This is a genomic window from Sulfitobacter aquimarinus, from assembly GCF_040149565.1.
In the GTDB taxonomy this organism is placed as follows: domain Bacteria; phylum Pseudomonadota; class Alphaproteobacteria; order Rhodobacterales; family Rhodobacteraceae; genus Sulfitobacter; species Sulfitobacter aquimarinus.
In genome coordinates this window covers 398,259-417,252 of the sequence record NZ_JBEFLO010000002.1, presented here as the reverse complement: position 1 = coordinate 417,252, position 18,994 = coordinate 398,259, and the positions used below count along the sequence as shown (strand labels likewise).

General features: G+C 60.8%; 22 protein-coding genes. 14 read left to right on the top strand and 8 right to left on the bottom strand.

The window, feature by feature from the left end; genetic code table 11:
- Positions 1-72: 72 nt before the first annotated feature.
- Entirely contained in the window at positions 73-993 is a 921-nt protein-coding gene (locus tag ABMC88_RS06135) for a DMT family transporter (protein WP_349575956.1), read from the top strand.
- Here ABMC88_RS06135 and ABMC88_RS06130 read toward each other — a convergent pair.
- Positions 935-1,621 carry a thiamine diphosphokinase gene (locus ABMC88_RS06130; RefSeq protein WP_349575955.1) on the bottom strand — a complete coding sequence of 229 codons (687 nt, stop codon included), beginning with the start codon at positions 1,619-1,621 and terminating at the stop codon, positions 935-937. The genes ABMC88_RS06135 and ABMC88_RS06130 overlap by 59 nt on opposite strands.
- Positions 1,622-1,842: 221 nt before the next feature.
- Between ABMC88_RS06130 and ABMC88_RS06125 the strand changes: the two genes are divergently transcribed.
- Positions 1,843-3,930 carry a hypothetical protein gene (locus tag ABMC88_RS06125; RefSeq protein WP_349575954.1) on the top strand — a complete coding sequence of 696 codons (2,088 nt, stop codon included), beginning with the start codon at positions 1,843-1,845 and terminating at the stop codon, positions 3,928-3,930.
- Positions 3,931-4,042: 112 nt separating this feature from the next.
- Here ABMC88_RS06125 and ABMC88_RS06120 read toward each other — a convergent pair whose 3' ends face one another.
- Together ABMC88_RS06120 and ABMC88_RS06115 are read right to left on the bottom strand one after the other, a co-directional pair.
- On the bottom strand, positions 4,043-4,276 hold the full coding sequence (locus tag ABMC88_RS06120; RefSeq protein ID WP_349575953.1) for a DUF2842 domain-containing protein: 234 nt from the start codon (positions 4,274-4,276) through the stop codon (positions 4,043-4,045).
- 70 nt (positions 4,277-4,346) lie between these two features.
- On the bottom strand, positions 4,347-5,639 hold the full coding sequence (locus ABMC88_RS06115; protein ID WP_349575952.1) for an adenylosuccinate synthase: 1,293 nt from the start codon (positions 5,637-5,639) through the stop codon (positions 4,347-4,349).
- A 164-nt stretch (positions 5,640-5,803) separates the two neighbouring features.
- Between ABMC88_RS06115 and ABMC88_RS06110 the strand changes: the two genes are divergently transcribed.
- Complete coding sequence (locus ABMC88_RS06110) at positions 5,804-6,199, top strand: DUF6524 family protein (protein WP_349575951.1); 396 nt, start codon at positions 5,804-5,806, stop codon at positions 6,197-6,199.
- 33 nt (positions 6,200-6,232) lie between these two features.
- On the opposite strand, the gene ABMC88_RS06105 is transcribed toward ABMC88_RS06110, so the two are convergent.
- The 3 genes from ABMC88_RS06105 to nthA form a co-directional block, all read right to left on the bottom strand.
- Positions 6,233-6,562, bottom strand: coding sequence for a nitrile hydratase accessory protein (locus tag ABMC88_RS06105; RefSeq protein ID WP_349575950.1), 330 nt, complete (start codon positions 6,560-6,562; stop codon positions 6,233-6,235).
- Entirely contained in the window at positions 6,559-7,233 is a 675-nt protein-coding gene (nthB, locus tag ABMC88_RS06100; RefSeq protein ID WP_349575949.1) for a nitrile hydratase subunit beta, read from the bottom strand. Before nthB ends, ABMC88_RS06105 begins: the two co-directional genes overlap by 4 nt.
- A gap of 103 nt (positions 7,234-7,336) precedes the next feature.
- Positions 7,337-7,957 (bottom strand): nitrile hydratase subunit alpha, encoded by a 621-nt coding sequence (nthA, locus tag ABMC88_RS06095; protein ID WP_349575948.1) that lies wholly within the window; start codon positions 7,955-7,957, stop codon positions 7,337-7,339.
- Positions 7,958-8,097: 140 nt separating this feature from the next.
- On the opposite strand from nthA, the gene secG reads away from it, so the two are divergent.
- Positions 8,098-8,460 carry a preprotein translocase subunit SecG gene (gene secG, locus ABMC88_RS06090; protein WP_349575947.1) on the top strand — a complete coding sequence of 121 codons (363 nt, stop codon included), beginning with the start codon at positions 8,098-8,100 and terminating at the stop codon, positions 8,458-8,460.
- Positions 8,461-8,656: 196 nt separating this feature from the next.
- Entirely contained in the window at positions 8,657-10,303 is a 1,647-nt protein-coding gene (pyrG, locus tag ABMC88_RS06085) for a CTP synthase (RefSeq protein WP_349575946.1), read from the top strand.
- Positions 10,304-10,489: 186 nt separating this feature from the next.
- Here the strand turns inward: pyrG and ABMC88_RS06080 are convergent, their stop codons facing one another.
- Complete coding sequence (locus ABMC88_RS06080) at positions 10,490-11,542, bottom strand: Hint domain-containing protein (protein ID WP_349575945.1); 1,053 nt, start codon at positions 11,540-11,542, stop codon at positions 10,490-10,492.
- Between the two features lie 153 nt (positions 11,543-11,695).
- Here ABMC88_RS06080 and rlmJ point away from each other — a divergent pair, with 153 nt between their 5' ends.
- The 7 genes from rlmJ to ABMC88_RS06045 all read left to right on the top strand — a co-directional run bounded on the left by rlmJ (position 11,696) and on the right by ABMC88_RS06045 (position 16,011).
- Positions 11,696-12,475 carry a 23S rRNA (adenine(2030)-N(6))-methyltransferase RlmJ gene (gene rlmJ / locus ABMC88_RS06075; protein ID WP_349575944.1) on the top strand — a complete coding sequence of 260 codons (780 nt, stop codon included), beginning with the start codon at positions 11,696-11,698 and terminating at the stop codon, positions 12,473-12,475.
- A 30-nt stretch (positions 12,476-12,505) separates the two neighbouring features.
- Positions 12,506-12,802, top strand: a complete 297-nt coding sequence (locus ABMC88_RS06070; protein WP_349575943.1) for a DUF1330 domain-containing protein — start codon at positions 12,506-12,508, stop codon at positions 12,800-12,802.
- A gap of 18 nt (positions 12,803-12,820) precedes the next feature.
- Positions 12,821-13,471: a hypothetical protein gene (locus tag ABMC88_RS06065; protein WP_349575942.1), complete on the top strand. Its 651-nt coding sequence runs from the start codon at positions 12,821-12,823 to the stop codon at positions 13,469-13,471.
- Between the two features lie 10 nt (positions 13,472-13,481).
- Positions 13,482-13,919, top strand: a complete 438-nt coding sequence (locus ABMC88_RS06060; protein ID WP_349575941.1) for a tellurite resistance TerB family protein — start codon at positions 13,482-13,484, stop codon at positions 13,917-13,919.
- Between the two features lie 28 nt (positions 13,920-13,947).
- Complete coding sequence (locus tag ABMC88_RS06055) at positions 13,948-14,382, top strand: tellurite resistance TerB family protein (RefSeq protein ID WP_349575940.1); 435 nt, start codon at positions 13,948-13,950, stop codon at positions 14,380-14,382.
- Positions 14,383-14,470: 88 nt separating this feature from the next.
- Positions 14,471-15,247, top strand: a complete 777-nt coding sequence (locus ABMC88_RS06050) for an ABC transporter ATP-binding protein (RefSeq protein ID WP_349575939.1) — start codon at positions 14,471-14,473, stop codon at positions 15,245-15,247.
- 35 nt (positions 15,248-15,282) lie between these two features.
- Positions 15,283-16,011, top strand: a complete 729-nt coding sequence (locus ABMC88_RS06045; protein WP_349575938.1) for a transporter substrate-binding domain-containing protein — start codon at positions 15,283-15,285, stop codon at positions 16,009-16,011.
- A gap of 52 nt (positions 16,012-16,063) precedes the next feature.
- Here ABMC88_RS06045 and ABMC88_RS06040 read toward each other — a convergent pair whose 3' ends face one another.
- Entirely contained in the window at positions 16,064-17,143 is a 1,080-nt protein-coding gene (locus ABMC88_RS06040) for an NAD(P)/FAD-dependent oxidoreductase (protein ID WP_349575937.1), read from the bottom strand.
- A 96-nt stretch (positions 17,144-17,239) separates the two neighbouring features.
- On the opposite strand from ABMC88_RS06040, the gene ABMC88_RS06035 reads away from it, so the two are divergent.
- Together ABMC88_RS06035 and ABMC88_RS06030 are read left to right on the top strand one after the other, a co-directional pair.
- On the top strand, positions 17,240-18,121 hold the full coding sequence (locus ABMC88_RS06035) for an ABC transporter permease (RefSeq protein ID WP_349575936.1): 882 nt from the start codon (positions 17,240-17,242) through the stop codon (positions 18,119-18,121).
- Positions 18,121-18,927 (top strand): ABC transporter permease, encoded by an 807-nt coding sequence (locus ABMC88_RS06030; RefSeq protein WP_349575935.1) that lies wholly within the window; start codon positions 18,121-18,123, stop codon positions 18,925-18,927. Before ABMC88_RS06035 ends, ABMC88_RS06030 begins: the two co-directional genes overlap by 1 nt.
- Positions 18,928-18,994 lie beyond the last annotated feature (67 nt).

The window sequence follows — 18,994 nt, the reverse complement described above, 5'->3', positions numbered from 1 at the left end:
CCAGCGCGGCCCTTTTGCATTTGCGCAACGCGCGGCCTTGCTTCGGCTGTCTGCGCGCTCTACCCCTGCGCTATGACCGCCGATAAACCCGCCCTTGGTATCCTCCTCATGTTGGGGTTTTGCATCATTGCACCGCTTGCGGATGCTTTGGCAAAACTGCTGGGGGCCAGCATCCCGTTGGGGCAGCTGGTTCTGGTGCGATTTGCGGTGCAGGCCGCGTTGCTGTTGCCCGTGGTGATTGCCCTGCGCATGCCGTGGCGTCTGTCTGCGGAGCTGTGGCGCTTGGTGGTGTTGCGCACGGTGCTTCATATCGCGGGCATCGCGCTGATGTTTTCTGCGTTGAAATACCTGCCCCTTGCCGATGCGGTAGCCATCGCCTTTGTCATGCCCTTCATCATGCTGCTGCTGGGCCGCTTTGTGCTGGGCGAAGAGGTCGGCCCGCACCGTTTAGCGGCCTGTAGTGTCGGGTTCATTGGCACGCTTTTGGTGATCCAGCCGAACTTTCGCGATGTCGGATGGGTGGCGTTGCTGCCGTTGGGCGTGGCCGTTGTCTTTGCGCTTTTTATGCTCACCACGCGCCAGATCGCAAAACACGTGGATGCGGTCACCTTGCAGGCGGTCAGCGGCACCATTGCGACGGTTATGCTGCTCCCTGTGATTGCGTTGGGCATCACGGCCGGCTTTGCCCCCCTCACTCTCGTTTGGCCCGATGCTTTCGACCAGAGCATGCTTCTGGCCATCGGCGTCCTTGGCACGGGCGCGCATCTGTTGATGACGTGGTCGCTGCGCTTTGCGCCCGGCGCCACGGTCGCACCCATGCAATATCTTGAAATACCCTTTGCCACGCTTATCGGGTTCTGGGTCTTTAACGAGCTGCCCGACAGGCTGGCCGCTTACGGCATCGCGCTGACCATCGCGGCGGGACTGTATATTATCATCCGCGAGCAGGCCAACGCGCGCCGCCTTGCACGAAATGCGCCACCAGCGGGCTGAGGTATCGGCGCGGCACGATCAGCACTATGCCCGCCGCCTCTATCTGCAAACTTACCGGCCCTAACGCACGGTTCGATGTGCCGATAAACGTGGCGGGGTCAAACGCCAGCCCGTCAATCGGCCACTCCAGCCCCGTGCTGCGGCCTGCACCCGCCACCAGCGGAAACAGCGAAACAACATCCCCAGCCGCCATATCAAGCGACAGATCAGGCGGCGCGATCAGCACAGCCTCGGTCGGGGTGAGCAGAATACAGGGGCGATCCGCATGGGCCAAAAGCGTGTGCATTGCCGCCAATTGGTGGTCCAGCCGCCCCCCGCAAAAGCCCACCCCCACCACCACAGGGGCCGCCACCGACCGAAGAGCCTTGTCGAAATCGGTAGTTTGTTGTTCACTTACGCGGTGCTGATGGCGATCGGGAATACGGGCCAATGCCTCTGGGGGGGCGCTGTCCATGTCACCGATCACAGCCTGCGGCGTGACACCTGCGGCCAAGGCCGTGACCAGCCCACCGTCGACAGCAACAAGTTTCGGCGCGATGGTTAACACCTCCGCAATATCTGCTGCGGTAGCCTGCCCCCCGCCGATAAGGGTAATTGGATCGGAACTTTGAATGAGCGCTTTTGACATACGCCTTTGTGCCGAAATTGGTGCGCGGCCACAATATCACCACACAATGATACCGCGTCTGGCACAGTTTCGGGCCGCTTTGGTCTTGGATAACATGGTAAACGTCTCATCACAAAGACGCAGAGGACGAGCATCCGATGATTAATAACAACAAGATACTTACCGTTTCATATGGCACTTTTTCGTGCACCCTTGAGGGATTCGATGATTCCTTCGGGACGATGAAAGCCATTGCCGAGTATTTCCGCGATCTGGCCTCGGACGACCGATACTTTGGCGCAGAGCCGCCGCAGCCGGACGCACAGATGCTGGCCCGCATTGCCCAGCGTGAAATGTCACGCCATGTCGAGGCCCGCGAGGACAAGGGACGCATCGTTCTGTCCGCCCACAACGCGCCAGAGGCGGCCGCCCTTGTCGCGACACAAGCTGCCAAGGACCCTGCCCCGTCTGATGCGGCTGAGCTGCCAGACACAGATGATGTGCAAGCCGATCAGGCCGAAGCGGACCATGCCGCCACCGAAGTCGAAGACACCCGCGATGGGGCCGCCGATTCGGTTGAAGGTGCTGTTGAAGCCGTGGAGCCCGAAGCCGCCGACGTCGAAGACGCGCCTGAAATGGCCGACATCGTGGAAGCGCCTGAAGTGGCCCATACCGAAAAAGCTGACGTAGAAGACGCGCCCGCAATCGACGAACCCGACATCGTGCCCAGCTTGCCTGACGCCGAGGTAGAGGCGTTCTTTGCCGACAGCACTGACACCAACACCGTCGAGGACGGTGTGATCGAGGTTCAGCCTGCCGCCGCTCAGGTCCGTGCCGATAGCATCGCAGACAAGCTCAAGCGGATCCGTGCGGTTGTGTCCCAACAACCGGACGAGGACGCAGCCCCCGATTATTCCGAAGACCAGCACGCCGATGGCAACACCGCCGCCGCCGCACTGGCGGATGTTGCTGATGCGGACGCGGATGAAGAAACCGATGTGCTGGCGGACACGCTGCGCGACATCGAGGATGCGCTGGAAGAAGACGACGCCCACGACATCCCGACAGCCGACGAGGCGCTGGACGACGAGGAAAGCGATGACGACGACATCTCCGCGATCCTGAGCCGTCTGGAAGCCGATGCAGCGGATGAAGACAGCACGCAGCAGGACCAGGACGACACCTTTGACGATGATTTTGACGCCGAAGATCTGAGCGACAATATCATGACCGCAATGGGTAAGGGCGAGCCTGCGGATGCGGCAACTGACGCGGAGAACCTGTTCGAGGACGCGCAAGAGCCAGCGCCGGCAGAAGCCGCCGCGCCAAAAGGTACAGTAACCCCGAAACCAGCCGCCCCGCGCACCCGTGTTCTGAAGGTAAAGCGCGCAACGCTGGAAGCCGCCATTCAGGCAGGCCAGCTCGAGGAATATGACGACGACACACCTGCGGCCACTGCCAAAACCTCGTCGCTGAGTGACGAGGCCGAGGAGGAGCTGGCCCGCGAGCTGGCGGAACTTGAAGCGGATATTCAGGCCGATGGTCAGGATGATATCGACGACGATTATGACGACCTCGACGCCTATGATGACGCCGACGATGCGCCCGACCTGGACGTTGCCGAGAACACCACCAAAGCCCCGCGTGCGCAACTTGATCAAGTTGCGGACGACAGTTTCTCACGGCTGATGGAAGAAACCGAACAGCAGATGGAAGAGCCTGAAGGCTCGAACCGCCGCGATGCGTTTGCCCATCTGCGCGCTGCCGTTGCCGCGAAAAAGGCGGATGAGGCGGTTGGTGCCACCGATGATGCAATCGAGAGCGACGAACCCTACCGTGACGATCTGGCCAGTGTTGTGCGCCCCCGCCGCCCTGCCAGCTCCGAGCGTACCCGCACTGAACGTCCAAGCGAGCCGCGGCCTGCCCCGCTCAAACTGGTGGCGGAGCAGCGGATTGATACGACAGAACCGCGCCGCGTGACACCTGTACGCCCGCGCCGCGTTGCCGCAGCCGCTGCACCAGAGGCCGAGATGCCAGAGGTCGAAGGCAGCTTTGCGGATTTCGCAAGCGATGTGGGGGCCACAGAGCTGCCTGATCTTCTGGAGGCGGCAGCGGCCTATCTGTCATTCGTTGAAGGCCACGCAGAATTCTCGCGGCCCCAACTGATGACCAAGGTCCGTCAGGTCGAGAAAGAAAACTTTACCCGTGAAGACGGGCTGCGGTCTTTCGGGAAGCTGCTGCGCGAAGGCAAAATCGAAAAGCTGCGCGGCGGACGTTTCCAAGCCTCCGAGCAGATCGGTTTCAAACCCGATGCCCGCGCGGCCAGCTAGGACGCCGACAGTCAGAATAGAAAAGGCGGGTTTAGCGACCCGCCTTTTGGCTGTCTGGCCTTTATGTATCGTCAGAAAGTGGCACAGCAGAGCAAAATCGGGATCGGTGCTTTCACGCCAGCGGGTCTTGGGGGTTGTCGGGGTCTGCTTGGCCGACACCTTTGAAGATTGCCTTCATCGGGAACGCCCAGATCACGCCTGACCCGATATAGATCATGAGTTCTACCCAGAATGGCGGGCGATCGAACTGGGCAATCAGCCAGATCATCGCGACAATATACACAGGCAGGCCGATCAGCAGCACAAACAGCGACCAGCGGCGGCGGGCTTTGTATGTCAGGGCCATGCGTTTCTCCTTTGGTCGCGGGGCGTGGGACATCAGATGGTCCGCGCCCCGCGAAAATCAATTGCGGCGTTTAGTCCGCAAAGGGGTCCGTGACCAAAATCGTGTCCTCACGCTCGGGCGAGGTAGAGAGCAATGCGACGGGGCAATCGATCAGCTCTTCCACGCGGCGCACGTATTTGATGGCCTCCGCTGGCAGGTCCGCCCAAGAGCGCGCGCCCTCGGTCGATTGTGACCAGCCGGGCATTTCTTCGTAGATCGGCGTGCAGCGCGCCTGTTGATCAGCGGCGGTGGGCAGGTAATCAAGGCGCTCACCGTCCAGCTCATAGGCCACACAGATTTTCAGCGTCTCGAACCCGTCCAGCACGTCCAGCTTTGTGAAGGAGATGCCGTTCACGCCTGATGTCGCACAAGTCTGGCGCACCAGTACCGCGTCAAACCACCCACAACGGCGCTTGCGGCCTGTGACGGTGCCGAATTCATGGCCCCGCTCGCCCAAACGTTGGCCATCTGCATCGTTGAGTTCGGCCGGAAACGGGCCTTCGCCCACGCGGGTGGTGTAGGCCTTTACGATGCCCAGCACAAAATCAATCGAGCCGGGGCCGATGCCCGTGCCTGTCGCCGCTTGGCCCGCGATCACGTTGGATGACGTCACAAACGGGTATGTGCCAAAGTCGATGTCCAGCAGCGCGCCTTGCGCCCCTTCAAACAGGATGCGCTTGCCCGCTTTGCGTTTCTCGTTGAGGATTTTCCAAACGGGGGCTGCGTATTCCAGCACGCTTGGCGCAATCGCACGCAGATCGGCCAGCAGGCGGGCGCGGTCCACAGGTTCCAGGCCCAAGCCGCGGCGCAGCGCGTCGTGATGCACCAAGGCACGGTCCACGCGCAGTTCCAGCGTCGCATCATCGGCAAGGTCCGCCACGCGGACCGAACGGCGGCCGACTTTGTCCTCATACGCGGGGCCAATGCCGCGCCCTGTGGTGCCGATCTTGGCCACGGATGTTTGCTCTTCACGGGCGCGGTCCAGCTCTCCGTGGATGGGCAGGATAAGCGGTGTGTTTTCGGCAATCATCAGCGTCTCTGGCGTGATGTTCACGCCTTGGCCGCGCAGGCCCTCGATCTCGCTTTTCAGGTGCCACGGGTCCAGCACAACGCCGTTGCCGATGACAGACAGCTTGCCACCGCGCACGATGCCCGACGGCAGCAGGCTCAGCTTGAAGACCTCTCCGTCGATGACCAGCGTGTGGCCCGCGTTATGGCCGCCCTGAAAGCGTGCGATGACGTCGGCACGCTCGCTCAGCCAGTCCACGATCTTGCCTTTACCTTCGTCGCCCCACTGGGCGCCTACGACAACTACATTGGCCATGATGTTCCTTCCGTGCCTGCGCATCTGCGCAGCATGCGTGTTGCAAACCCGCGCCCGTATAGCGGCGCGGGCGGCGGCATGGAACCGCAAACTGCGCCTTTCCCATAGACTTTTACGCCACCCCCTAAGATATTGCCCGAAAATATAGAGGTGGAGCAGGTATCATGGGCTTTCTTTTACGTTGGGTTTGCGCGTTTTTGCTGTTGGCAGCGACGTTTAACCCGACCGAGTATAACTATGTGCAATGGGTGCGCAGCTATGGCGGGATGAATGTCTCGATTGCGGTTCTGACGGGGCTGGTGCTGTTGATTGGCTATATCATCTACCTGCGGGCGACCTTGCGCAGCATCGGCGCGTTCGGGATGATTCTGGTGCTTGCGGTTGTCGGAGCGGGCCTGTGGGTCCTTTATGATCTGGGCGTGCTGCGCCTTGACGATCCAAGCTTTAACGTCTGGCTGGGCCTTGCTGCCCTCAGCTTTGTTCTGGCCATCGGCCTCAGCTGGAGCATTGTGCGCCGTGCGCTGTCGGGTCAGGCGGATGTGGACGATGTCGATGCCTGACTGCGGGACGGTGGGTGGGGCGGATTGAGGCCGTCAGGGCTCAACAGCGCCATCCAGTGTAACGGGCTGCCCGTGCGGCGTCGACAAATAGGCATGCTCCCACGCGCCCCGCGCCTTTTCCAGTGCGGTTGGGTCCGCCATGTCTTTTTCGCCCAAAAAGCTTTCTAGCGTCTCGACCCAGGCGGTAAAGTAATCGTCGCCGCCGTTCAGCTCTTTTGCCAGACCATGCGCCCTGAGCGTTGCACCAAACCGCTGCGCCCACTCGGCCCAGACAAAATGCCCCGCCTCGTTCAGATGCACGGTCAAGGCAAAGACCTGCGCGTGCCACGGGGCTTGAAAGGCGGGCTCTGGTGCGCGGGTCATAACGGTTTCAGATAGCTTTGCCACAGGTCCAGGACAACCTCGTCGCGGGGGTGTTCGGGATGCTGCCACAGCTCGGACGCCGGAAAGACCACCGCATAAAGCGGCTCTGGCGCTTCGCCCAAACCATGCGCGTTGCTGTCCGGGAAAACATGCGTTCCGTGATACCGCTCGATCCGGCCCTTGGCGCCAGCGGCATAGGTCGGCAGGCGCGTGTGCCCGCCCGCAACGAATGTATTCTGCGCCAAGCGGCGGGTTTTCACTGCGTCCCCCACCTTGAACAGCGGTGCTACATCACTTTTGCGGTCCGCGGGGCCACCTTTGGCCAGCACAGCAGCAACCTGTTCGGCAGTCAGCTTCTTGTCCGCCAATGCGCTGATTTCCGCCTTGGACTTACCTGCCAGTTCCTCAACGCTCAGCACACCCGTCTGCACCAACAAAGCGGCCAGCCCGCCCATCCATTTCTCGTAATAGCTGAAGGCGGTGTAATCCTTGGGCGGCAGGCATTCGCGCGCGTGGCGTGAGACGTCGATGTTCCATTTGCCAAGGCTGCCTGCGGCCAGCGTCAGCGCCAGCGCACGCTGGTGCCAATCCGCGTGAAACTTCACGTCTTCGGCCTCTGGCACCACGGGGCCATCGCCGAAACGGCCGCCCATGTCGTGGGGGCGGCTCACGCCCCTGCGCCTTCTATATTGTGGGGGCTGCTCACGTCGCCTGCGCCTTCTATATTGTGGGGGCTGCTCACGTCGCCTGCGCAGTTTGTGATCTGGAGGTGGCTCATGTCGGCACCTGCGCGATGCCCGTGCCGATCATACTGTCGCGGCTGACCAGTTCCATCAGCGCGTCTTCGGACCAGCCCTCTGTGCCCTCGGGCCGCATGGGCAGCACGAGGTAGCGCACCTCGGCTGTCGAATCCCAGACCCGCACGGCGGTGCCTTCGGGCAGGGTCACACCAAAATCGGCCAATACCGCACGCGGTTCGCGCACGGCGCGGGCGCGGTAGGCGTCGGATTTGTACCACCCGGGCGGAATGCCCAGCAATGGCCACGGGTAGCAACTGCACAACGTACAAACGACCATGTTGTGGGTTTCGGGCGTGTTCTCGACCACCACCATATGCTCGCCCTGACGTCCGTAATAGCCCAGCGCCAGCAAAGCCGCATCCGCGTCCTCGCGCAGGCTGGCCGCGAAATCAGGGTCGCTCCACGCTTTTGCGACCACATGCGCGCCGTTGCGCGGGCCGATCTTGTTCTCGTAGGTGTCGATGATCACATCCAGCGCGTCTGCGTCGATCAACCCCTTCTGCGTCAGGATGGTTTCAAGCGCTTTGACGCGCAGCGCGGGCGCTGGCGGCAAAAGGGTGTGCGGGTGATCATGGTCGTGGCTATCATGTGGCATACCGCGCAGAGTGCCGCGCAAAATCCGCCTTGTCCATCGCATAGGTGCAGACAGACACGCATCCTCCCTTGCCCATGGCGCTAAATGTGCCTAGATACCCCCAAACAGAACAGACCCAGATAAGAGCAGCCCGTACCCCTATGGAAAATGTCGTCCTGATCATCCACCTCATTCTTGCGCTCGGCCTGATTGGCGTGGTGTTGTTGCAACGCTCGGAGGGCGGCGGCCTTGGTATTGGCGGCGGCGGTGGCGGCGCGAACTCGGGAAGGCCACCAGCCACCCCGATGAGCAAGGTGACATGGCTTCTGGGTGCCGCGTTTGTTGTGACCTCGATCACGCTGACCATCCTGTCTGCACAAAAATCCGCTGGTGTGTCGGTTCTGGACCGTTTGACAGATTCGCCCCCACCACAAAGCCAAAGCGACGTGCCGACGCCTGACCTGAACAATCTGTTGCCACCGTCCGAGGGCGACAACGCACCGCTGGTCCCGACACTCGACTAGACAGACGAAACTCAAAACCTTGAGGGAAACGGCCGGCGCGCAACATGATGTTGCGGCTGACCGCTTGCGCAGAGGTTCCGAATCCTGTTAGACTGAACCCCCGTGGCGGTGCGATATTCGCACCCCTTTGGGCCGGTTGATCGCAGGCCCAATTGATGCAGTTAAGACGCAAGACGCGCACGGGAGAGACCTTAAAATGGCACGCTATATTTTCATCACCGGTGGTGTGGTATCCTCGCTTGGCAAAGGGCTTGCTTCGGCTGCTTTGGGCGCATTGTTGCAAGCGCGCGGGTTCTCGGTACGGCTGCGCAAGCTGGACCCCTACCTCAACGTCGATCCCGGCACGATGAGCCCGTTCGAGCATGGCGAAGTTTTCGTGACAGACGACGGCGCCGAGACCGATCTGGACCTTGGCCATTACGAGCGTTTCACAGGCGTGGCAGCCCGCAAGACTGATTCCGTCTCGTCGGGGCGCGTCTATTCCACCGTGCTGGAGAAAGAACGCCGCGGCGATTATCTTGGCAAAACCATTCAGGTGATCCCCCACGTCACCAACGAGATCAAAGACTTTCTGGCCGTAGACGAAGACGAAGTCGACTTTATGCTGTGCGAAATCGGCGGCACCGTGGGCGACATCGAAGGCCTGCCGTTCTTTGAAGCGATCCGCCAGTTCGCCCACGACAAACCACGCGGTCAGTGTATCTTTATGCACCTGACGCTGCTGCCCTATCTCGCCGCCAGCGGTGAGCTTAAAACAAAGCCCACCCAACACTCGGTCAAGGAATTGCAAAGCATCGGCATCGCGCCCGACATCCTTGTGTGCCGCTCCGAACATCCGATTCCCGAGAAAGAGCGCCAGAAGATCGCGCTGTTCTGTAACGTGCGCAAAGAAGCGGTTGTTGCGGCCTATGATCTGAAATCCATTTACGAGGCGCCGCTGGCCTATCACGCGCAAGGGCTGGATCAGGCCGTACTGGACGCCTTTGACATCTCCCCCGCCCCGCGCCCCGATCTGAGCGTTTGGCACGACGTTTACGACCGCATCCACAATCACGAGGGGCAGGTTCGTGTGGCGATTGTGGGGAAATATGTCCAGCTTGAGGATGCCTATAAATCCATCAAAGAGGCGCTGACCCACGGCGGCATGGCCAACCGCGTCAGTGTTTCGGTAGAATGGGTTGACGCCGAGGTGTTTGACAAATCCGACGATGTCGCCGCCCATCTTGGCGGCTTTCACGCGATCCTTGTGCCCGGCGGCTTTGGCGAGCGCGGCACCGAGGGCAAGATCAAGGCCGCGCAATATGCGCGTGAGAACAAGGTCCCCTATCTTGGCATCTGTCTGGGCATGCAGATGGCCGTGATCGAAGCCGCCCGCAATGTTGCGGGCCTGTCTGCTGCGGGCTCGGAAGAGTTTGATCACGAATCCGGTAAAAAGCGTTTTGAACCAGTGGTCTATCACCTCAAGGAATGGGTGCAGGGCAATCACAAGGTTGAGCGGAAAGTCGGCGATGACAAAGGTGGCACCATGCGTCTGGGCGCCTATGACGCCACGCTGACCGAAGGCTCGAAAGTGGCCGAAGTCTACGGCACCACGTCGATCGACGAACGGCACCGCCACCGCTATGAGGTAGACATTGCCTACCGCGAACAGCTGGAAAAGGCGGGCATGACCTTTTCGGGCATGTCCCCCGATGGCAAACTGCCCGAGATCGTGGAATGGTCCGACCACCCGTGGTTCATCGGCGTACAGTTCCACCCCGAACTCAAGTCGAAGCCATTCCAGCCGCATCCTCTGTTCGAAGGTTTTGTAAAAGCCGCCAAAGAAATGTCGCGGCTGGTCTGACGCCGCGACCGCGATAGATGCGTTTGTGCCCTACTGACCGCGCAGGACAGGGCCACGCGCCCCCGACGATCTTGTTGCGGCGCAAAAGCTGATGCCAGATCAGGGGTGTTGCTGGGTAGCAAAGCCGTGGCATGCGCTGAGGGGCAAGCCTATGGTGGCTGTAGACGGCCTCAGCGCGCCCCTACTTCAAAGCATTTGACTTTGCAGGCCAAAATTCTGGCCCGTAAACTGGGTACTTCCCAAGGTCCGATCCAATCGCTCGTGGTGCAGGACAAGCCGCGCTTCTTCCATTTTCAATACGCGCCTTGCGGTCCTGTTGTCCCCCGCGGGTCCGGATGTAGCACTTTTTATCTCCTGAAGCTCGGGCATCGCGTAGAGTAGTTTTCTAGCTTCATCCCCCAGAAACAGGCTTTCGCATTCCAGCCCCTCGGCCGAGACGACGTGGTGTTTCTCTAGCAGTAGGTGGACGTAGCAAACGCGCGGCTGTGGGATGATCAGGATATCGTCGCCGTTGACGCAGGATTTTGCGGGCACAAATGCCTCATCCACGCCGAAATAATACTGCACATAGGGTGATTTCAGCAAAACACGGTGCTGCTGAGAGAGGCGTATAGGCGTGGTATTGCCCATTGCGCCTTGCGCAAATACGACAGGTGCGTTCGGCCCTACTGCTGCGCAAATCCGGTGACCCACCCACAACACCGCGACATCACCCGCATCCTTTGTCGAGACAAGATCACCGCGCTTGAATGCGCCAGCGGCCTTTGACCCGTCGGGGGTCCTGATCCGAGTCTCGGACGCAAAGCAGACAAATCTGTGATCGTAAGCCGCATTAGAATCCGTCGTATAAAACTGCGGCTCTGCCGACGGGTTGTAGTTATCCGCATACCACCCTTCCAGATCAAACCCGGGTGTCCAGATCACCTGAGCAACCTCACCATTTTCGTCCACCCCCTCAAAGACAATAACGCCGGCGGTGCCGTCGGCTCCCACAGGGTCCGAGCGGACAACAACAGCGTCAATGATCGTGCTACCCCCGACCTGTCCGCCCCAACTAACATCATAGGTATCGCCCAGCTCGAAAAGCCGTGGATCCGTGTCGCCATCTTTCGTCGTGACAACCAGATCTTTCGACCCCTGCGGCGGGTTATCGAATGTTGACTGGCCTTCAGCTGTGCCAACGTTGTCACGCGTTGCCACCCCAAACTGGTTATCCTGACCGATAAATTCAATTGACATATGCGCCCCCGTTTAGTCGGGATTATGGGCACAAATTACTAAAGAACCGCTAAACGACGGATCACACCACAATCGCAGCCGATCCTGCACCACGCAGCCCGCACCGCCGGTATTAGCCGTTGCGCACAGGCAGGCATCCGCTAAACCCGTTGTATGCTCAGTTACCAACATATTTATCACGCCGGGAATCTGGCCGATGTTCACAAACACAGCCTGCTGGCGTGGATGCTTGATTATCTCACGCGCAAGGACAAGCCGCTGACATATCTGGAGACGCACGCAGGTCGTGCGCTTTATGATCTGGCGGCAGAGGAATCGCGCAAGACGGGTGAAGCGGCGGCAGGGATTGCGCAAACCCGTGGCTGGTTTAAAGGCGATCATCCTTACGCCCGCGTTCTGGACGCGATTGCCGCAAGCGATGGTGCCGATGCCTATCCCGGCTCGCCCATGATCGCCGCACATCTGCTGCGCCCCACAGACCATATCCATCTGGCAGAGCTGCACCCGCGCGAACACGCGGCGCTTGAGCTTGCCATGTCGCCCACAGGGGCCAAAATCCACCTGCGCGACGGGTTCGAAACCGCTTTTGCGCTGTGCCCGCCCACGCCACGCCGCGGGATGCTGCTGATTGATCCAAGCTATGAGATCAAGGACGACTATACCGCCATTTTCCGCCATATCGCAAAGCTGCACCGCGCATGGAATGTGGGCATCATCGCCCTGTGGTATCCGATTTTGACCAATGGCGCGCATGTGCCGATGCTGGAGGCGCTTAGCGCGCAACACGAAGGCGCGTTGCGCCACGAGGTCCGCTTTGCGCCCGCACGGCCCGGTCACGGTATGGTAGGCTCCGGCATGTTTGTGCTAAACCCGCCCTACGGCTTGGCCGAGCAGGCCAAGTGGCTGGGCGCACGCTTTGCCAGCCTGCGTTAGGGGCAATTCATTTCTTTGGGGGAGAACCACATGACGAAAAAGGGATACTGGATCGGGAACATGGATGTGCGCGACGCGCAGGTTTATGAAAAATACCGCGCCGCAAATGCCAAACCGTTTGCCGATTTCGGTGCTAAATTCATGGTGCGCGGCGGCACCCAGCAGGTGCGCGAAGGCACCGCGCACGGGCGCACTGTGGTCATCGAATTTCCCAGCTATGCCGATGCGGTCGCCTGCTATGAAAGCCCGGGCTACCAGAATGCCAAAGACATCCGCATGACCGTGTCGGACGGCAGTTTGATAATTGTTGAAGGCTACGACGGGTAACTATGCTATGCTGCGGGGATGAGACTCCTTGCAGCCCTCATACCCGCCCTGCTGCCCCTGCCCGCCTTTGCCTGCGGGGCTGCCGTTTGTCTGGTCGATCCCGACGACCTTGTCTTGCCCGATGTTATCACCTTTGACGAGACCCGCGCAGGCTATGGCCCCGGTTACCCCGTGGACGATGTGCTGGCGCTGGAGGGTGCGCGATTCGGGCAGCATTTCGCGGGGCAACGCATTGCCACGCGCGGCACGCATGACGCGGTTGAGGGCGCGGCCTACGGTCCGCTGACGCTGGAGACAGGCCCCGAGGGGCAGAACCTGTCGGTGGTGAATTTCATGGGGCTGACCGTGCTGAACGGCTATGGCCACGCGGGTTTTCCCAAACGTGATGCGCAGGGCGAAGGCGCGATTGCGATCCTGTTTGACCGTGATCAATCCGCGCTCTCCCTTGATGTGCGGGGCGGCGAGGACGGACAGGCGCGGGTCTTGTTTCTGCGCCGTGACGGCAGCGTTTTGGCGCATGTTCCGGTGTCACCGGTGGGCGAATTCGCCTTTGGGTTTATCCACGCGCGGGGCCTTGCCGAGATTGCGGGCGTAGTGGTCATCAACACCGATCCACAAGGCATTGCCATTGATACAATTCGGTTTGGCAAGCTGCCCGATCTCAGCTAAACTTTTCCCCATGTTAGAACGTCTTTTCCCGCGCCGCGCGCCCGCCCGTAAACCTTTGCCACAACCCAACGCCCAACTGGCCTTGGGCGCACTTCTGGTGCGGGTTGCTTTGGCCAACAAACAATATCTTGCCGCTGAAGTCGCGCAGATCGACAAAACGCTGGCCGCCACATTCGGCCTTGGCCCGATCGAGGCCGCGAAACTGCGTGCCGAATGCGAGGCGCTGGAGCGCGACGCCCCCGGCACGCCCGAATTCACCAGGATCCTGCGCGAAGAGATCGCATATGAAGACCGCAAGACGCTGGGACATGCGATGTGGGCCGTTGCCATGGCCGATGGCCACCGCGACGAGGATGAAGAGGTGCAGCTGCTGGCGATTGAAACCGCTTTGGGGCTGAGCAATGAAGACATTGCAGCAGCCCGCAAAAATGCGCTGGGACAATTGTAATCCCGTGCCGTTGCCATAGGTTACCCTCATGTTTGCTGATTTCCTGAAACGCCTGACGGCGCCCGCCCCTGAACCGCTTGCTGAAACAGATGCCCGCCTTGCGCTGACGGCGCTTTTGGTGCGGGTTGCACGGTCCGACAACGACTACAGCGCGGCAGAGCGGTCGCGCATTCAAAGCATCATCGCCGCCCGCTACGGCCTTGACGATACCGACCGCGACGATCTGCTTGCCCGTGCAGAAGAGCTGGAGACCGAGGCCCCCGACACCGTCCGCTTTACCCGCGCGATCAAAGATTGCGTGGCCTACGATGACCGTCTCGCCGTGATCGAGGCGCTGTGGCAGGTCGTGCTGGCCGATGGTACGCGCGCCAAGGAAGAAGATGCGCTTTTGCGGTTGGTGGCCAATTTGCTTGGCATCACCGATATGGACAGCGCCCAAGCCCGTAAACGCGTCGAAGGCTGACCCAAGGGCAAGAAGCCGCCTTTGATCATTGCGTTCAAGACGATTCTCGCGTCATATTCCGTGCGATATAGAAAAACGGCGGCCCCACGTGACATCAGACACCCCAGTGATCGAAATCCGGAACCTGCACAAAGCCTACGGCGCGTTGGAGGTTCTCAAGGGCATCAACATCGCGGCCCCGAAGGGGCACGTTATCTCGCTCATCGGGTCGTCGGGGTCCGGCAAATCAACGCTGCTGCGCTGCTGTAATCTGCTGGAGGACAGCCAGCAGGGCGATGTCCTGTTCAAGGGTGAGCCTGTGACATGGAAGGGCAATGCCCACGCCCGCCGCCCAGCGGATGCCAAACAGGTCCTGCGCATCCGCACCAACCTGAGCATGGTGTTCCAGCAGTTCAACCTCTGGGCGCATATGAGCATCCTCGAGAATGTGATGGAGGCCCCCGTGACCGTGCTGGGCCGTGACCGCGCCGAGGTTGAGACGGCCGCACGCGAATACCTCGACAAAGTGGGCATCGGCGACAAATGCGACGTCTATCCCGCGCAACTGTCAGGCGGGCAACAGCAACGCGCCGCCATTGCGCGTGCCTTGTGCATGGAGCCGGAGGCGCTGCTGTTTGACGAGCCGACCTCGGCGCTGGACCCCGAGTTGGAACAAGAGGTGGTCAAGGTCATCAAAGACCTCGCCGCCGAGGGGCGCACGATGATGATCGTGACGCATGATATGAAACTGGCCGCAGATGTGTCGGACACGGTTGTGTTCCTGCACCAAGGGCTGATCGAAGAACAAGGGCACCCCGACACGCTGTTCGGCGCGCCCAAATCAGAGCGACTGCGCGGGTTCCTGTCTGCGACCCACGCCGCATAAACAAAGTAAACGGTACACCAAAGGGAGATACCACAATGAAAAACCTGATCCTTGCGACATCCGCATTGGCCCTGACCGCGGGCATGGCATTGGCTGACGGCCACGCCAAAACCATCCGCATGGGCACCGAGGGCGCCTACCCCCCCTATAACTTCCTCAACGATGCGGGCGAAGTTGACGGGTTCGAGCGTGAAGTCGGCGACGAGCTGTGCAAACGCGCCGAACTGACCTGCGAATGGGTCACAAACGAGTGGGACAGCATCATCCCCAACCTCGTCTCCGGCAACTACGACGTGATCATCGCGGGCATGTCCATCACCGACGAGCGTGACGAAGTCATCGACTTCTCCGAGGCCTACACCCTGCCCGATCCGTCCTCCTACCTTGCTATGGGCGAGATTGATCTGAAATCCGCCGTGATCGCAGCGCAGACAGGCACCATTCAGGCGTCCCACATTGCCTCCATGGACGGCGCGACATTGGTCGAATTCGCAACACCCGAAGAAACTGTTGCTGCCGTGAAAAACGGCGAAGCAGACGCGGTATTGGCCGATAAATCCTTCCTCGCGCCCATCGCCGAAGCCGAAGCAGACCTGCAACTGCTGGCGCAGAACGAACTGCTGGGTGGCGGCATCGGCCTTGGCATCCGCGAAAGCGACGGTGAACTGCGCGAGAAGTTCAACGTAGCGATCCAGTCCATGAAAGCGGATGGCTCGCTCAATGCACTGTTGGCCAAATGGCTGCCAGAAGCAGAGCAATTCTGATCTGATAGAACGACCAGAGCGGGCCGGACGCGGCCCGCTCATCCCCCCCGCCCTACAGACGCGCAGGGCGATACGGCTCCAACAACGCAGCCGTCGTGTTGGACACACCGCGCAGCATTTCCTGCGCCACCATTTCCCCCGCAACAGCCGCCAGCGTGATGCCCGAATGCATCGTCGCCACATACAGCCCCTCGCGCACAGCGCCGATGACGGGCAACCCGTCTTGTGGCACGGGACGATGCGCCAGCGTCAATTCGGCCCAATCAAGCGCCAGATCAGGCAGCAGCGATGACAGCCGCGTCAGCACCTGCGCCGCCGTAGCCTGCGGATCGTCCGGCACGTTTTCCGACGCATCGGCCTGATGGTTCACCGCCGCAGGCATGAGCAAACTACCATCGGCCAGCTGCCGCAGCTCGCCAAATTCGGACACAAGGATATGGGCCAGCACCGGTCGCACGGGCCGTGTGCGCACGACCAACGCAGGCCGGTGCAGCATCGGCATGGGCGTGCCTGCCATTTGCATCAGTGCCTCGCTGCCTGTGCCTGCGGCGATCAGAACATGATCCGCGTGCAAGGTGCCTACTGGCGTGCGCAGTCCTGTGATGCGGTCTGCTGACTGTTCGAACCCTTCCACCCGAAAGCCGCGCAAGTGCTGCGCGCCGCGTTTAACCGCCTCGGCCAGCAGGCTGCGGGCTACGTGTGGACTGTCGGCTGCGGCTTCGGTGGTGAAGTGCAACGCCCGCGCGGGCGGGGTGGCGATATGCGGCTCAAGTCTGGAAAACTCGGTGCGGTCGACCTCTTGAACGGCGTAGCCAAGTGCCTGTAGCGCCTCACGTTGCGCGTCAAAGGCTGCGCCTGTTTCCTCCCAACACAGGGTGCCCTGCCACGTCAGCGGCAGCGACATCTGCGCCGACAACCGCCGCCACGCGGCAATGCCCTCTGCCCGCAGGCGGTAATGCGCAGCATCGTGGTGAAAGCTGGCGTTGATCCACCCGAATGATGCGTCGGTCGCCGTCTCGCCCCCCGCGTCCACCACACGGACCTGCGCGCCCGCCGATTGCAGCGCCAAAGCGGCAGCCGCTCCGATGATGCCCGCGCCGATTACGATCACGGAGGGAGAGGATGATGGCATGGATTGCTCCTTTTCCCCCACCCTGCCCAAGCCGCATGTGGTTGACAAGACGCCCCCTTTGCCGACAGTGAAGGGCGACAACAAGAGACACCCCGAATGTTCCAGTTCTGCACCGACCCTTCCCAACTTGACAGCCTGCGCTGGTTCAGTTGCTACCTGACGACGGGCAAGCACATGAACCTCTATTGGTCTGTGCTGACGGTGCTGACTTTGCTGGCGATTACGGCGCCTGCCGCCCTTGCTTTCGGCTTTGCCGGTGCCTCGGCTGCGCGGTCGCAGATTGCGCCGCTGCGCTGGATCGGGAAGACCTATATCGCCATTGTGCGCGGCATCCCCGATATTGCGTTCTTTTTGTTCTTTGTGATCGCGCTGGATCAAGGGATTGAGTACCTGCGCCACAAGGCGCTGTGCCCCGCGTGGGAAGAACCGATCCGCCAAGGCAATGATTTTATTGTATGTGCCGCCGCCAAGATGCCACTCGGCACTGCGCCGCAATGGGTGCATGAAACCTATGGCTTTGCCATTGCCGTGCTGACCTTTGCCATCGTGTTCGGCGCTTTTGCGGCCAACGTACTGTTTGGGGCCATGCGCGCCGTGCCGCGTGCGCAGTTGGAGACGGCGGAGGCCTACGGCATGTCTCCGCGCCAGATTTTCCGCCGCGTGTTGGTGCCGCAGATGTGGGTCTATGCCCTGCCAGGACTGGGCAACCTTTGGATGGTGCTGATCAAGGCCACGCCGCTGTTGTTTCTGCTGGGGGTCGAGGACATTGTCTATTGGGCGCGCGAGCTGGGCGGCTCAAAAACACCGCGCTTTACCGACTACCCCCATGCCGACTGGCGGATGTGGTATTTTCTGGCGCTCTTGGTGTTTTACCTCGCCTTCACCCGCGTGTCAGAGCTGGTGATTGACCGCGCCATGACGCGCCTGACCCGTGGTCAGGCCACCACGGGCGGAGAAGCGCAAAGGAAGCTGGCGTAATGTCGTGTATTCAGACCATTCAGGATTACGCCCTGCGGGCGGTCGGCATCGGCGAACGCCTCCTCCCGCGGGAGGATTTCACCCTGTGTGAACAGGTCACGCTGATCGGGTCGGGCATGATCTGGAACGTGTATTTCGGGATGACCGCGCTGGCGCTGGGATTCTTTGCCGCCACCTTGCTGGCACTGGGCAAGGCCAGCCCGCGCCGCATTTTGCGCAAACCTGCCGAATGGTTTATCTTTGTCTTCCGTGGCTCGCCGCTGTTCATCCAGTTCTTCTTTGCCTATTTCGTCTTCCTCAGCCTTAAATCGAGCGTCCCTTTCTTTGATCCGTTCACCTCTGCATGGCTGGGCGCGTTGATCGTGTTGTTTTGCAACACCTCCGCCTACTCGGCCGAGATTTTCTATGGCGCGCTGCAATCCATTCCAAAAGGCGATGTGGAGGCGGCAGACGCCTATGGCCTGACGGGCTGGGCGCGGTTCAAACGCGTGATCTGGCCCACCATGATGCGCCTTGCCTGGCCTGCCTACACGAACGAGGCGATCTTTCTGTTTCACGCCACCACGCTGGTCTATATTTCCAGCTTTCCTGCATGGCAGCAGCGCGGTGATGCGCTGTATTACGCCAGCTATTTTGCCGACAAAACGTTCAACCCGTTCATCCCCTACCCGATCCTCGCGGGCTACTTCATCCTGCTCACGCTGGTGGTGATCGGCGTGTTCGGATTGGCAAACAAGCGCCTTAACCGCCACCTGCCCCAAGAGCGGCGCCAAAAATTGCGCTTGCGCCCTAATCTGATCAGGTAGTAGAATTTGATCAAATTCCGTGGTGCTGGACATAGGGCGTGGATTTGCCCGCCGACTGACAGCCCCC